The organism is Myxococcus sp. CA023 (assembly GCF_010998615.1).
GTDB lineage: Bacteria > Myxococcota > Myxococcia > Myxococcales > Myxococcaceae > Myxococcus.
The window spans coordinates 40253-54925 of record NZ_JAAEAH010000028.1 but is presented as its reverse complement, the minus strand read 5'-3'; the positions used below and the strand labels follow the sequence as shown (position 1 = coordinate 54925).

14 protein-coding genes are annotated in these 14673 nt (G+C 69.6%); 2 read left to right on the top strand and 12 right to left on the bottom strand.

Annotated features, from left to right (window positions below; all coding sequences use genetic code 11):
- Positions 1–31: 31 nt before the first annotated feature.
- The 8 genes from F8M74_RS14585 to F8M74_RS14550 form a co-directional block, all read right to left on the bottom strand.
- Entirely contained in the window at positions 32–793 is a 762-nt protein-coding gene (locus F8M74_RS14585; RefSeq protein ID WP_228560142.1) for a hypothetical protein, read from the bottom strand.
- On the bottom strand, positions 790–1545 hold the full coding sequence (locus F8M74_RS14580) for a hypothetical protein (protein WP_228560144.1): 756 nt from the start codon (positions 1543–1545) through the stop codon (positions 790–792). The genes F8M74_RS14585 and F8M74_RS14580 overlap by 4 nt, the downstream gene beginning before the upstream one ends.
- Positions 1546–1559: 14 nt before the next feature.
- Entirely contained in the window at positions 1560–2036 is a 477-nt protein-coding gene (locus F8M74_RS14575; RefSeq protein WP_141254545.1) for a hypothetical protein, read from the bottom strand.
- A 105-nt stretch (positions 2037–2141) separates the two neighbouring features.
- Positions 2142–2714, bottom strand: a complete 573-nt coding sequence (gene nadD / locus F8M74_RS14570; RefSeq protein ID WP_011554188.1) for a nicotinate (nicotinamide) nucleotide adenylyltransferase — start codon at positions 2712–2714, stop codon at positions 2142–2144.
- Position 2715: 1 nt separating this feature from the next.
- A complete protein-coding gene (locus tag F8M74_RS14565; RefSeq protein ID WP_141254544.1) occupies positions 2716–3387 on the bottom strand; it encodes a hypothetical protein in 672 nt (223 codons plus the stop codon).
- Positions 3388–3390: 3 nt separating this feature from the next.
- Positions 3391–4611 carry an exo-beta-N-acetylmuramidase NamZ domain-containing protein gene (locus F8M74_RS14560; protein WP_141254543.1) on the bottom strand — a complete coding sequence of 407 codons (1221 nt, stop codon included), beginning with the start codon at positions 4609–4611 and terminating at the stop codon, positions 3391–3393.
- Positions 4611–5927: an adenylate/guanylate cyclase domain-containing protein gene (locus F8M74_RS14555; protein WP_171410270.1), complete on the bottom strand. Its 1317-nt coding sequence runs from the start codon at positions 5925–5927 to the stop codon at positions 4611–4613. Before F8M74_RS14555 ends, F8M74_RS14560 begins: the two co-directional genes overlap by 1 nt.
- 68 nt (positions 5928–5995) lie before the next feature.
- Positions 5996–6724: a tetratricopeptide repeat protein gene (locus tag F8M74_RS14550; protein ID WP_011554192.1), complete on the bottom strand. Its 729-nt coding sequence runs from the start codon at positions 6722–6724 to the stop codon at positions 5996–5998.
- Positions 6725–6799: 75 nt separating this feature from the next.
- Between F8M74_RS14550 and F8M74_RS14545 the strand changes: the two genes are divergently transcribed.
- A complete protein-coding gene (locus F8M74_RS14545) occupies positions 6800–9205 on the top strand; it encodes an endonuclease MutS2 (RefSeq protein ID WP_141254553.1) in 2406 nt (801 codons plus the stop codon).
- A 200-nt stretch (positions 9206–9405) separates the two neighbouring features.
- Here the strand turns inward: F8M74_RS14545 and F8M74_RS14540 are convergent, their stop codons facing one another.
- Both F8M74_RS14540 and F8M74_RS14535 read right to left on the bottom strand, forming a co-directional pair.
- Positions 9406–10206 carry a 4'-phosphopantetheinyl transferase superfamily protein gene (locus F8M74_RS14540; RefSeq protein WP_141254541.1) on the bottom strand — a complete coding sequence of 267 codons (801 nt, stop codon included), beginning with the start codon at positions 10204–10206 and terminating at the stop codon, positions 9406–9408.
- Positions 10207–10459: 253 nt separating this feature from the next.
- The gene (locus tag F8M74_RS14535) at positions 10460–10996 is read right to left on the bottom strand and encodes a M48 family metallopeptidase (RefSeq protein WP_141254540.1); all 537 of its coding nucleotides are present in this window, start codon (positions 10994–10996) and stop codon (positions 10460–10462) included.
- Positions 10997–11028: 32 nt separating this feature from the next.
- Between F8M74_RS14535 and F8M74_RS14530 the strand changes: the two genes are divergently transcribed.
- The gene (locus tag F8M74_RS14530; protein WP_141254539.1) at positions 11029–11622 is read left to right on the top strand and encodes a hypothetical protein; all 594 of its coding nucleotides are present in this window, start codon (positions 11029–11031) and stop codon (positions 11620–11622) included.
- A 61-nt stretch (positions 11623–11683) separates the two neighbouring features.
- Here the strand turns inward: F8M74_RS14530 and F8M74_RS14525 are convergent, their stop codons facing one another.
- A complete protein-coding gene (locus tag F8M74_RS14525; RefSeq protein WP_141254538.1) occupies positions 11684–13036 on the bottom strand; it encodes a sigma-54 dependent transcriptional regulator in 1353 nt (450 codons plus the stop codon).
- 3 nt (positions 13037–13039) lie between these two features.
- A complete protein-coding gene (locus F8M74_RS14520) occupies positions 13040–14281 on the bottom strand; it encodes a nitrogen regulation protein NR(II) (RefSeq protein ID WP_141254552.1) in 1242 nt (413 codons plus the stop codon).
- Between the last annotated feature and the right edge of the window lie 392 nt (positions 14282–14673).

Here is a 14673-nt window from a genome sequence, read left to right as displayed (position 1 = left end):
TCACGAACCTTGGTTTTGCACTCCATGTCGCTCACAGCCCCTCGTCCTTGCAGAGGTCGTCCGGCAGCTCCGTCAGCGCCTTCCGCGCCCGCATGGGCTGGCAGGTGTTGGCCAGGAAGTAGGACGAGGCGCCCACCGTCGCGCTCTTGAGCCTCGCGCCGAGCGCCGACCAGCACCACTCGAACGCCACCTTCCTCGCATCACCCGCGCGGGCATCCGTCGCGGGCAGGTCCAGTGCGGCCAGCACCGCCTCCGCGAGCGCCTCGTCCTTGCAGGCGCCAGCCTCCTTCCCACCCCGCACCGCCGAGGCGAAGAGCGGCATCGCGACGTAGGCGAAGTGGCCCCTCTTCACGAGCCTCGCGGCCTGGAGCGTCGTCTCAGCGCTCGCGTCCCCCGTCAGCTCCCGGTACGTGTCGATGCAGCCACTCCGCTCGATCTCGAGGCAACGCTCCAGGTCCTTCAATCCTCGCGCATCGCGCGCCGAGGAGAAGCCAGGCGCCTTGGCGAGGAACGTATACCGCTGCCCCAGAGCGCGCGCCTTCCGGGCGGTGGCGAACGGGTCCTTGTCGTCCGGAGCCATGGCCGATTCGACTTCGGCCGTCGCGGCTTCCGTCACGAGCGCGCGCCATGCGTCGGAGCGCGTGGCGGGAGGAACCTCCTCCGCGCGCTCCAGCAGCTCCGCCCAGGACTTCTGCACGGCCAGCGCCCGGAGGTCTTCGAGCGTGGCGGCCGGGCGAGCCAGCACCGGCGCCGCCAGGAGGTACGCCAGCACCATGGGCAGTCGACGCGTCACTTGAGCCTCCCGTCCAGGAACGCGGGCCCCTCGGCCGCGCCCCCTTGAGTGGTAGTGAAGATGAGCGCGTCGGCACCCCGCTCGAATGCGAGCGCAGGCCCGAAGCGACAGGTGAGGACCGTGACATCCTTCACGGCGGAACAGCGTTCCCGGGCCCGCGTCGCGAGCGGCGCACACACCGCCCAGACGTCCAGCTCCGCCATCACCGCATCGTCGAAGGTCTTCCAGTCGAACGTGAAGGTCGGTGACGCGCCACACGCCTTGCGCAGCGCCGCCATGGCCTCGGCGGCGCGCGCGGTGTACTTCTTCTCCAGGTGGGGCCAGGCCTTCTTCTCGAAGGCCGCGAGCCGCCCGGACTCCCGTTGCAGCAGGTGCGCGGAAAGCACTTCGGAGGCAGACGCCTTGTCCGTCGCCTCCTGGCTGAACTTGACGCGGAAGGATGGCTTCCCGGGAACGAAGGCCTCGTAATCGCCAGCGCGCTGGGACAGCAGCACCCAGTCCGCGCCGCGATGACGGACGACGTAATCAACACCCCGCCCCGTGTCCCGGGCCTTGCCGCGCACCGAGAGGCCATCCTGCTCGGAGTCGGTGCCCTGAAGCCGCAGCACCACCTCCGACGCCTCCCGGGGCGCCAGCGTCACGACCTCGATGGACTGCCCGTCGGTGCCCCGATAGACCTTGAGGGCCAACGACTCAAGTGACTCCGCCGCCACGGCCCCCTGGGCCCACAGCAGCAGGAGCACCATCGCCATCCTCCGCGCCATGATCAGTTCAGCGCCTTCTCGAGGGTCGCCTTGGTGTTGTCCTCGATGTTCGTGTGGTCCACGCTCATGCGGTACGTCAGCGTGCCCTTGTCGAGCGAGAGATTGCGCAGCGTCGCGTCGTTGGTGCCGTCCTTCTTCTCGGGCGGCTTGACGCCACCGAACAGGCACGACATGCCGGTCACCTTCTTCGCAATCGCCTTCTTGTAGGCCGGGCGCTCGCACATGCTGGTGATCCCATTGATGGCCGCCTCACAGTAGGAGCCATAGCTCGAGTTCGCCCAGGCCTCCGGCTTGAAGTTCTGGAAGTCGGTCTTGACGGTGAGCTTGGTGCCACACTTCTCGTTCGCGGCATTCACAGCCTCGGAGATCTTCTCCTCGAACGACGCCTTCGCCTCCTCCTGCGCGGGCTTGAGATCCTCCTCGGCGAAGGCAGACGTCGACAGCAGGGCCACGGCAGCGAACACGAGCTTCGAATTCATGCGATGTTTCTCCAGGAAAGAACGGCCATCGCGAGTTTCAAACTGCCCTGGTTTTTACGCAAGCGTATCAACGGAATAGAAGCCATGTAGCGGGGGACGGCGGCGCTACGGCGTCCGCTTCAGGCCATAGAGGCCGTGCTCGCGCGCATAGGCAATGGCGCGCGCGGGCACCAGGTCCGACGGAGCCTCGCCGCGCGCGAGCAGGTCGCGAATCAGCGTGGACGACACCTCCGCCAGCGGCGGCCCCAGTGTGTTCGGCGCCGGGTACCCCGCGCGGTTGAGCACCATCACCCGCGACAGCTCCTCGATGCGGTGGAAGTCCTTCCAATGCGGAAGGTCGCGCAGGATGTCGCTGCCGATGATGATCGACCAGCGGATGTCCGGATGCCGCGCCACCAGCAGGGTCAGCGTGTCCACCGTGCGGCCGGAGAGTCCCGGCTCCTGCTCGATCCGGCTCGTCTTCAGCCAGCCCGATGTCTCCGCGCACAGCGCATCGCACATGGCGACGCGATGCTCGAAGGGCTCCATCTGCTTACCGAACGGGTGCTGCCAGGACGGCATCAGCCACACCTCGTCCACGTCCTGGGTGGCGTGGACGTACGTGGCGGCCATGAGGTGCCCCACATGGGGCGGGTTGAACGAGCCTCCGAGGAGCGCGACCTGCACGGCGGGCCTCACGTCACTTGAGGGACAACTTCGGGGACTTCTTCTCCAGAACGATGACCTGGGGCTCCACTATCGAGTGCCCATCCAGGCGGAACGCGGAGAAGCGCAGGTTCCGGTCCACCTTCTCCAGGAGCGCACACGTCTGCTCGGCGGCGCCCACCAGTCGCCCCGGCGTCAGGAAGTAGCGCGGGCCAATCTGCACCACCTTGGGCTCCGGCTCCTTGCCGTGGACGAAGAGCAGCGCGTTGAGCAGGTCATCCCGCGTCAAATCGTTCTTGTCGTGCACCACGCAGCAGAGCGTGTCCCCCATCAGGTCCATGACCTTGTTGTTGATGGAGGGGTCTCTGTACTGGAGCGACTCGCGCTCGGGCACGCGGATGAAGCGCTCCATGACGAGCCGGCGGTCGTCCTCCGACGCCACGTCCGCCGGAGCCTCCGCGCGCGACGGCGTGCGAGGCAGCGCATCCTGGCTGCCCAGCCAGGTCGTCACGTCCGCCAGGAAGTCCGCGTCCGAGTACTCACGCCCGCCCCGGCTCTTCTGCCGCCGCCACAGCACCCATTCATCCAGGTCCGTGTAGCGCGCGCCCGCGAAGAGAAAACGCCGCGCCCCCTTGGAGCGCAGCAGCTCGTAGGCCGCGTCGAAGGCTTCGAGGTCCCCATGGCTGTCGGAGAAGACGCCGATCACGCCTCAAGCGTATAGCAGGTAGGACGTCCTGTGACGTGCGAACGTTTCCGTCTGAGCGGAGAACCCCTCCAGCAACCGCTCCAGCGGCCACCCCGCCTCGATGCCTCGGCGCACCTGGTCCGTCCCGCAGAGCAGGTCGAAGGCCGGCACATCCTCGACGAACTCGTAGGCATCCGCGCGCCAATCGAACGAGTCCGGGCCAATGTCATGCAGCGCCTGGAAGATGGCGACGCCGGTGCGCAGGGGCTGGAAGGCCTGCCGGTCCGTCACGTGGATGAAGGCGCCGTTGCAGGACTGCCCCGTGTACTTGTCGAACGTCGGCGTGAAGCCCACGGCCCGGAAGGCGACCCCGGGCAGCTCCTCCTTCGCCAGCCGCGCCAGCAACTGGTCCGTGTCCACCCACGGCGCCCCGAACTGCTCGAAGGGGCGGCAGGTGCCACGGCCCTCCGAGACGTTGGTGCCCTCGCCCAGACACATGCCCGGGTACACCAGCGCGGTGTCGGCGGTGGGCATGTTCGGCGACGGAGAGATGAAGGGCAGCCCCGTCTCCGACCAGAACTGGCCGCGGCGCCAGCCTTCGCACGGCACCACCGTCAGCTCGCAGCCGAAGCCCTCCTGGACGTTGAAGAGACGGGCCAGCTCCCCCGCCGTCATACCGTGGCGGTTGGGCAGCGCGTACAGGCCCACGAAGGAGCGGAAGCCCTCCCCCACCAGGTTGCCTTCCATCGCCACGCCGTTGAGCGGGTTCGGCCGGTCCAGCACGTAGAAGGGCACGCGGGCCTTCGCCGCGGCCTTCATGGCCAACGCCATGGTGTAGACGTAGGTGTAGTAGCGGCTGCCCACGTCCTGGATGTCGAAGACGAGCGCGTCCAGCCCCTGGAGTGACTCCTGCCGGGGTGACAGCGATTCGAAGGTGGAGCCGTAGAGGCTGTACACCGGCACGCCGGTGCGGCGGTCCTTCGCCTCGTCCACGGCGACCATGTACTGCGCCTCACCCCGGATGCCGTGCTCCGGACCGAAGAGCGCAGCCAGCGTGACGCCGTCCGCGCCCGACAGCAGGTCCGCCAGGTGGCGGAAGCGAGCATCCACGCTGGTGGGATTCACGATGGCGCCCACGCGCTTGCCCTTCAACGCGGAGAAGCCCTGCTCCACCCATACGTCCAGTCCCGTCTTCACCTTCGTCACGGCGTTCCCTTCCTCAGCCAGCCCCGAGGGCCGGCACATCAACGCTCCTTGAAGCCCTTGAGCGCGCTGTCCGCGGCCACCTTCGAGTCGCACCTGGAAATGCCGAACAGGCCTGTCCGCACCCCGTCATCGGGCCCACCGTCGGACTTCAGGTCCTCCAGCGCGCTCACCGCCCGCTTCAGTTGGAGCCGGCCTACCGTGGACGCGGCATCCGAGCGCACGTCGCATCGCGCATGCGACAGCATCTCGATGAGGCGGTCCTCCGCGGCGCGGCTGCCGGCCTTCACGGCCGTGGCGTAGACCTTCAGCGCGTCATCGGGTTTGCCCGTCGCTTCCGTCAGACGGCCCAGCAGGAAGTTGCGCCGCCCGGAGTCCTCCTCCTTCATGATGAGGGTCCGGACGTCCTTGGCCAGCGCGGTCCGCTCCTCCTCCGGCGCCCGCTCCACCGCCTTGATGGCGCGCACCGTCTCGTCGCCACTGAACGCCAGCATCGCGACGCCCGCGAGCACGACGGCCGCGCCCACGCCCACCAGCGCGCGGTGCTTCTGGACCTGCGGCGGAAGCGTCGCCATGCCGCGCGAAAAGAGCGAACCGCCCACCGTGCGCGCCTGCCGCCCGAGCTCCGCGGCCTGCTGGCCCAGCACCGTGGCACCCGCGGCCGCGCGTTGACTGATGACCGCGGCGCCCGCCGCGGCCCGCTGCCCCAGCACGGCCAGGTCCACCTGCGCCCCCGGTGACGAAGCCTCCGCCACGCGGGACAGGGCCAGGTTCCCGAAGGGCGGCATCGATTCGGAGCCCGGCGCCTCGGCGATGGCGCTGGCCGCGGGAGCCTCCACGCGGTACGGCGCCCGGGGCACGTGGAAGACGCGAATCTTCCCCGGGATGCCCTTCAGCTCGTAGGCGCCCACTTCCTTGGAAGGCACCTCGGCCTTGTTCATCGCCAGGTAGACAGCCTCGGTGAAGTACACCTCGCCCGCCTCGGCGATGCCCTCCACCCGGGCGGCGATGTTGACGGGCTCACCGAAGATGTCGTTCCCGTCCAGCCGCACCTCGCCCACGTTGATGGCCACGCGGACGTGAATCTGCTCCGACACCTCCACCGTCCGGTTGTGGTGCCACAGCCGATCCTGGATGGCGATGCCGCTGAGCACCGCCTGGGTGGGCGATTCGAAGGTGACGAGGTACGCGTCACCGATGGACTTGACGATGCGCCCGCCAAACGCCTTGAACAGCGGCGCCAGCAGGGCCTCGTGGACCTGGAGCAGGCGCTGGTTCTCCTCCAGCGTCTGCCGGCTGGTCCGCTCGGTGAAGCCCTTGATGTCGGTGAAGACGATGGCGAGGTTGGCGGTCTTCAAAGCCCGCGCAGTGTATGCGCCACCGTCGATGGTGCAATCGCAACTGCGTACCGAATGACTGCTCGCTGTCAGCGACGTGATGGTTTGAGGTCACGCATTCGCCGCTTCGGAGGGGCTTCCAGCGCCGCGCGGACCCGCTCCGCGAGCTGGGGCCGCCCCGTGCGCGTGTAGAAGTCGGCGAGCCGCCGGAGGACCAGCGGACTGGCCGGCTGGAAGCCACGCGCCGCCAGCAGCTCCTTCTCCGCGTCCAGCAGGCGCTCCTGCTTCTCCAGCACCTCCGCCAGCTGGAGGCGCACCTGCACCCACTCCGGCTTCAGCCGTGCCAGGTAACGCAGGTGCAACTCCGACTTGAGCAGATCCCCCATGTCCAGCCAGAGCGTCCCGAGTCGGAAGCGGGCCTCCTCGTAGGAGGCGCGCAGCTGCACGGCCTGCTCATATGCCTGGACGGCCTGCCGGCGATCATCCCGCTCCTCCCACAACAATCCCCGCAGGTACCAGGCGCGGGGATTATTGGGAGCCTGCTGGAGCGCGGCGTTCAGGTGGGACTCCGCCTGCTCCAGCGCGCCTCCCGTCTTCAACAGGAGCCGGGCCATCTCCAACCGGGGCAGCTCCCACGCGGGTTGGGCCCGAACCAGGGCCTCCAGCGCGGCCAGGGCGCCCACATCATTCCCATCCGCCTCCAGGGCCAGGGCCTCCGGGAGCGAAACCACCGTCCGTGACGAGGCCGGTGTCAGAGCAGAAGGCTCCGCTGCGTCAGTCGCGCCCGCCAGCAAAGCCACCAGGATGACCCACCTCATGTGCGGCTGATAGCAGAGCCGACCCGGGCGCCTCAATAGATCCTCTTGACGGCCGAACAGCCGCGCATGAAACCCATGACCGTGCAGATATCGCAAAGAACGCTGGAAGACCTGGGCTTCGCGGATGTGCTCCGCGCGTTGGAGCAACGCTGCAGGACGGCGCCCGGCAGGGAGCGGGTGCTCGCCCGGCCCTTCCTGGACACCCCCGAGGCCGTGGCGGAGGCCCTCGCGCTCGTCGCGGAGACGCGCGCGTTGTCCCAGGAGCAGTTCTCCCTCCCCTTGGGTGGCGTGACGGACCTGCGGACGCCCATCGGCCATGCGGCCAAGGGCGGCATGCTGGAGCCCCGCCAGCTCATCGACTCGGCGCAGCTCCTGTTCGCCTTCGTCCGCACCCGCGAGGCACTGGATGAACGCCGGGCCCGCGTCCCCCGGCTGGTGGAGATTGCCCGCCGGATGCCCTCGCTGGAGCCGCTGGCCCGCCGCATCGACCAGTGTTTCGAACCGGACGGTGAGATCTCCGACCGCGCCAGCCCGGAGCTGCGCGAAGCCCGGGACCGGGCACGTGGACTCCATCGCCGCATCAAGTCGCGGCTCGACGAGATGCTCCACGATGAGACCTTCCTCCCCAAGCTGCGCGAGAACTACTACACGCTCCGCAACGGGCGTTACGTGGTGCCGGTGGTGGCCAACTACCGCTCGGAAGTGGACGGCATCGTCCACAACGCCAGCCAGACGGGCCAGACGCTCTTCATGGAGCCCCAGGCCATGGTGGGACTGGGCAACGACCTCGCCATCGCCCAGTCGGAGGTGACCGAGGAGGAGCGCAAGGTGCTCCAGGCCCTGAGCGACCAGCTCGGCCGGGAGTCGGAGCGCATCCTGGAGGGCCTGGACGCCGTGGCGGAGCTGGACGAGGCCGAATCCGTGGCCATCCTCTCCGCGGACTTGGGCGCCAGCATGCCGGCCTTCGAGAGCGTCACGGACATGCAGCTGCGGCAGCTGCGCCACCCGCGCCTGGTGCTCAAGGGCGCCGAGGTGGTGGCCAACGACGTGACGCTCACGGGCGATGCGACGGCCCTGGTCGTCTCCGGCCCCAACGCGGGCGGCAAGACGGTGACGCTGACGGGCGTGGGCCTCTGCGCGCTGATGCTCCGCGCCGGCCTGCCGATTCCGGTGGCCGAAGGCTCCCGGATGCCGCTGTACCGCTCCGTCCACTCCACCGTGGGTGACGCGCAGGACCTGGAGCAGGGCCTGTCCACGTTCAGCGCGCACGTGGTGATGCTGCGCGACATCATCGGTGCCGTGGGCGAGGGCTCGCTGGTCCTCATCGACGAAATCGCCGCGGACACCGACCCGCGCGAGGGCGCGGCCATCGCCATCGCCGTGCTGGAGGAGCTGATGTCCAAGGGCGTGGTGGTGCTCGTCACCACGCACTTGGAGGAGCTGAAGGCGCTGGCGCACATGGACCCGCGCTTCCTCAACGCGCGCGTGGGCTTCGACTCGAAGCGCATGGCCCCCACCTACCGGCTCCAGATTGGCGCCGCGGGCCAGTCGTCGGCCATCGAGATGGCGGCGCGCGTGGGCCTGCCCCAGAACGTGTGCGAGCGCGCCCGGGAGCTGTCCGTCAGTGCCGGCGGTCCGCTCACCAAGGCGCTGGCGGCGGCCGAGGAGGAACGGCGCAAGCTCTACGAGGAGCTGGAACGCGCCCGCGTGGCGGCCCAGGAGGCCGAGGCGCTCCGGGCCGACCTGGAGAAGCAGAAGCAGTCCTTCGAGCGCGAGCGCCGCGCCCGGATGATGCAGTTCAACGACGACGTACACGCGGCCAGCGAGCACGCGGCGGCGGAAGTGCAGAAGCTGCTGACGAAGCTTCGAGCCGAGCAGAACGAGAAGGCCCTCTCCGAGGCCCGGCAGCAACTCCAGCAGCGCGCGGACGAGGCGCAGAAGCGCGCCCTGGCCGCCAAGGCGGAGCTGTTCCAAGTGGAGGCGCCTGGCCCGGCCAACCTGAAGGTGGGCGCCTGGGTGCACCACTCGGGGCTAAACCGCGATGTGGAAATCCTGGAGCTGGCGGACAACCACGCGGTGGTGTCCGCGGGTGGCGCGCTGAAGATGCGCGTGCCCACCACGGAGCTGTCGGGCGCGCGCACGCGCAAGCCGCAGCAGGCGAAGTTCCCGGAGCGCCAGAAGCAGGATGCGGCGATCAAGCGCGCGGCCTCCGCGGCCCCCGCCGAGGTGGAGGCCACCCATTTCCGCTGCGACGTGCGCGGCATGCGCGCGGACGACGCGCTGGCGGAGCTGGAGTCGTTCCTGGACCGCGGCATGCGCAGCGGAGAAGACGCCGCGCTCGTCATCCACGGCCATGGCACGGGGGCACTCAAGCAGGCCATCCGTGACTACCTGGCCGAGTCTCCGTACATCCGCATGTACCGGCCGGGTGAAGGCCACGAAGGCGGCGACGGGGTGACCGTGGTCGCCCTGCGCTCCTAAGCGCACCCGCGATACGGACTGAAGCATCCAGGGCCGGAGGTGGCTGGAAACGGCCGCCTCCGGCCCTTCGTCTGTCAGGCTAGCGCGCTGCCACGCGGCCGCCAGCGGATCCGCGGTGTCCACGCCCACGAGCTGGAGCTTGAAGCACTGGAGCTGCGCTGGCGCCAGCGCTTGTCAGGCGCGGCGACGGAGCTGGTGGCCTAGCTTCGAGACACGTCACGGCCAAACACATGGTGGATGCGCTCCAGGTCCGCCGGTGCGACATGGAGCAGCGAGTGCTTGGGAGACACCACCGCGAGCACGTATCCGCCGAGCACCCAGGCACGGGCGCGGTACTGGGCGAAGTTGCGGAAGAGGCAACCGTAGCCTCCCGCGACATGCCCCTCGAAGGCGTCGACCTCCAGGACCTCGAACGGGGCGGTGAGTCCGCAGCGTAGGGCCTTGGAGAGCGCCTCCTTCATGGTCCAGATGACGTTCGCCGCCAGCTCGCCGCCGCCGGGCGAGTGACGGACCATGGCCAGCTCGCGCTGCGGCATCACGGATTCGAAGACGTCCGTCCGTTCGGGAGAGAGCTGCTCGACGTCGACGCCAACGATGTGCTCCGGCCCACACGCAACCGCGGCCGCCACCGAGCGCGCGTGGCTGAGGGAGACCACGGGCGAATCCCCTCCCGCGCCCTTGACCACCGGGTGTTCGAAGACGCCGGGTGCGATTTCGACCGCGTGCATCGGTACCTGGACGCCGAGCCCACTGAGGGCGCGTTTGGCTGCGTAGCGCCCCAAGAAGAACCCGAGCCGTCGCGAGTCCGCGCGAAAGCCGTCCAATCGTGCCCGCTCGTTCGGATGGAGCAGTGCCAGCTGCGCATCGTTGATGGCCGCAGCGGACTCCTGATGGACACAGGCGAGCACCGCCGGCACCGGCACACCATGGCGCACCATGCCGAGCGACACCGTCGCGGAGGACTCCAGTCCGAGCGGGTCGTGATGGTCAGAGCCGGTCATGGCGCTGGATTCTGTGTCAACCTGCCCGGGACCTCAATCACAGCCGAGCCCCTGGCCCAGGGTGAAATCACGGCAACGTCGTCAGATACCCGGCTCACGCGGAAAGCCGTCAGTTGGCGCACACCGCGAACGTACCGACGCCTTTCCCCGAGGCCACCATGCCCTGGGGCGTCCAGCGTTGCCTCGTCTCCCGAGGTCGAGCCCGACGCGCATGCCTTCGCCCAGGCGGGCATCGCTCCGCGCGTGTCGCGGCTCAGGACACGCGCTGGTGCTCCGCGAGCACGTCGTCCAGGGCCTGGGCCTGCAGCTTCACGTCGGGATCCGAGTCCGTCAGGGCCTTCGCGGTGTGAACGCGAGCACGCGCGGCGTCCGACTTCGCCAGGGCCATGGCCATGAAGAGGTGCGCCCGCGTGTCCTCGGGGTGGGCCTCCAACACAGGCGTGAGGACCTGTACCGCCCGTACGTCCTCTTCCCGCTCCAGCAGCGCCATGGCCAGGTCGTGCGCCGGGCCCGGCTCCGACGGCGCCCGGGCATGGGCGTGCTCCAGCAGTTCCACGGAGCGTGCGCGCTCACCCGCCAGATCCAACACGCGAGACAATCCGTGCATCACCGCCACGTCTCCGGGGGACTTGCGCAGCGCCTCTTCCAGCAGACGGCGGGCTTCGGCCACATCCCCTGCGTCCAACCGGGCCATTCCGTCGCGATAAAGGTCCGTTCCCACTGAGTTCTCCTGGCACCACGCGGTGCGTCGGTCATTTCCACGCAACTTCAAGTCTACAAACTGCGACAAACTGAGAGGAAGCTTTCCCCCCGGACTTCATCATGCTCGTTCGAAACGCCCCCGTCTCGGCCCGCCGCCCGGCGAACTCCCCCTCGGAGTCGCCCGCCGCGGAGAAGCCCAACGCCGCTGCGGTCCCCGCGGCCATCCACCAGAAGGACTCGTTCAGCAACACGACGACGGCGCTCCAGCGCACGGCGAAGGTGGGTGCGGCGCCCGCAGGCGACCACGGCAAGCTGATGATGGAGTACCTGACCGGCGCCCGCCCTCCTCCGGCGGACTTCGAGAAGGTCATCGGATACAAGCCCTACGCCATCCAGACGCCGCACGGTCAGCGGATGCAGGACCCTCTGGGCTACGCCTCCGTCCCGCTGAAGATCGGCCCGGACAAGGAGTTCGACCCCGCGGCCAAGACGCACGACTACGGCTACGACCTGCTGCGCTACTTCGACAAGAAGGGCACGCCGCTCGGCCCCGATGCGCGCAAGGCCGCCGACGCCCTCTTCCGCAAGGACATGTTCGACTACGCGAACGACCAGAAGGGCGCGCTGAACCGCTTCAAGTACCGCTCCTGGGCGCAGATCTACGCCACCGCGGTGGAGCTGAACTCGAAGCGGCAGGGCAACGGCCCTCCGTGAACCCCGCGTAGGTTGCCGAGGCGCGCGGCGCGGAGTCGCTTCTCCGCGCCGCTCGATGCGCTCAGGGCGACTCGTAGCGCCGCAGCTTGTCGTACAGCGTCCGCAAGCCAATCCCCAGCCGCTGCGCGGCACGCTTGCGGTTCCCCGCCTCGTCCGCGATGGCCTGCTCGATGGCCCGTCGCTCCAGCTCCTCCAGCGTCAGGCTGGGAAGCCGGTCCCCCTCCGAGACGGGCGCATCCACCACGGGCCCAGCCACGCCCGTTGGATCCAGCCACAGGTGCCGAGGCTCCACCACCGGCCCATCCGCGAGGATGGCGGCCCGCTCGAGCGCATTGCGCAGCTCGCGGACATTGCCCGGCCAGGTGAACGCCTCCAGCCGCGCCACGGCCTCCGGTGACAGACGCAAGCCCGGGCGCCCCAGCTCGTCGCCGATGCGGCGCAGCAACAGCTCCGACAGCGGCCGCAGATCCTCGCGCCGCTCGCGCAGGGACGGCAGCCGGATGGGGAACACGGCCAGCCGGTGGTAGAGGTCCTCGCGGAACTCACCGCGCGCCATCATCGCCTTGAGGTCGCGGTTGGTAGCCGCCACCCAGCGCACGTCAGCTTCCAGGGTCCGCGTACCGCCCACGCGTTCGAAGCGGCGCTCCTGGAGGACGCGCAGCAGCTTGGCCTGGAGCTCGGCCTTCAGCTCGCCGACCTCGTCCAGGAAGAAGGTGCCTCCCTGCGCCAGCTCGATGCGGCCGCGCCGCTGGGCCACCGCGCCGGTGAACGCGCCCTTCTCGTGGCCGAAGAGCTCGCTCTCCAGGAGCGTCTCCGTCAGCGCCGCGCAGTTGACGGCCACGAAGGGCCCGTCCGCGCGCTCACTCCACTGGTGCAGGGCCCGCGCGGTCACCTCCTTTCCGGTCCCGCTCTCCCCCACCAGCAGCACCGTGGCCTGCGTGGGCGACACCTTCCGCAGCGCTTCCACCACCGGGTGCATGGCGGGAGCACCCCAACTCAGCTCCGCCTCGCCCGCTGACTGCCGCGCCTCTGTCTTCCAGTTGAGCAGCGCGCGCCGCTCCAGGGCCCGCGCCACCGTCAGGCGCAGCTCGGCGGGGCTGCCCACCGGTTTGAGCAGGAAGTCGAAGGCGCCCGCCTTCATCGCCGCCACGGCGCTTTCCACCGTGCCCACGGCGGTGAGCACCACCACCTCCACGTCGGGCTGCTCCTCGCGCACCTTGCGCAGCAAGGTCAGCCCGTCCATCCCGGGCATCCGCAGGTCCGTGAGCAACAGGTCCACGCCCTGCCGCGCCATCAGCCGCGCGGCCTCTTCGCCGTCGGCGGCCATGGTCACCGAGTGACCTTCGTACTCCAGCGCCTCGGCGAGGAACGAGCGCACGCCCTCTTCGTCATCCGCCACCAGGATTCGCGCCATGGCTCAGGCTCCTCTCGCGGGAACGGTGAGACGAAACTCCGCGCCGCCGCCCGCATGGCTCCGCGCGCTCACCGTGCCGCCGTGCAGTTCGACGATGCGGCGGGTGATGGCCAGCCCCAGGCCCACGCCGCGCACGCGGCCCGTGATGAAGGGCTCGAAGATGCGCTCCTCCTCCCCCGCCGCGATGCCGGGCCCGTGGTCCTTGACCGTGAACACCAGGGACGTGTCCTGCCACTCCACGGTCGCCTGCACGCGCTGGCCTTCGGGGCTGGCCTGGACAGCGTTGCGCAGCACGTTCTCCAGCGCCTGCTGCAACCGGCCCGCGTCCAAAGGCAAGGGCGTGCGGTCCGGCAGATAGCGAGCCTCCACACGCGCCGCGCCCGTGCTCTCCACCGCCGCGCGGAGCACGTCGTTGGGGTCCGCCTCCACGCGGCGAAGCTCTCCACTGGCCACGAAGCCCAGCAGGTCGTTCATCAACTGCTCCAGCCGGACAGCCTCCGACACCACCCGGTCCGCCTTGGGCGCCAGGACGGCATCACGCTCCACGCGCTCGGCGAGCAGTTGCGCATGGCCCTTGAGCGAGGCCAGGGGATTGCGAAGCTCATGCGCCAGCACCGCGGACATGGTGCCCAGGGCCGCCAGCCGCCGGCCTCGCTCCAGTTCCTCCGACAGCGCCTCCCGCTGCGCCAACGAGCGCGAGAAGGCGAAGGCCAACGCCAGGATGCCCACGCACGAGGCCACCGCCACGCCCAGCAGACGCTGCGAGCGCGACTCCAACGCCAGGGCGGTGAGCGGCTCGAACTCGTAGACCATGCGCAGGTGCTTGCGCGGCTCCTGGGAATCGCCCTGCGCCGACATGGCGCGGACCTCCTCCCGCGTCAGGGGACCGAAGGTGGGACGGGGCCGGCGGAGGCGGCTGACCAAGCGCGCGCGCGCCCCGTCGACTACCAGCGGCGAGCCCTCATGCAAGAGAAGCCGCCCCAGCTTCGCCTCCCCGGCTGACGCCAGCACCTGGTCGTCATCCATGACGGCCACGTAGCGCAGGCCGCCCTCCCGGTGGGATGCCAGGAAGGCGTTCAGCGCGGACGGGTCCGGGAGCCCCTCCGTGTCGCGAAAGGCCTCGAAGCCGGCCACCATGATGACGTTGGCCATGCCCCGGGTGACCAGGGCGGACGACGCCAGCGCGGTGTTCCGGATGAACAGCGCCGCGGACATCAGCACCACGCACATGAGCACCGCCGCCACCCAGGGCGCTCGAGGCCCAAGCGGCCGCCACCAGGGAGCGCCGCTCACCGCCGACCTCCGCCGTGGGGACTCCAACTCCATCGCATACCTCCACAGGCTGCGAACTCTGCATGCGGAGTGCGGAATCCGCACTCTCTTCTGTCGGTGCCGCGCGCCTCGGGAGCCGTCGGTCGTCCGAGCATGAGAGGGGGCATGGAGCGTTCTCCTGGGGCTGGAGGGCGGCCACGTGGCCGCTGGCAGGGCGAAGGAGCAGGCGCAAAACCTCGGCGCGCCCACATGTCGCCCTGCCCAGTGCAATCACGGGGCCCAGGCCCGCTGTTCAGGCTCGCGCGCGCGGGCCCCAAGGAGGCCCCGAAGCGTGCATGCGAAGATGGCCGGCATCGCATGCGGAA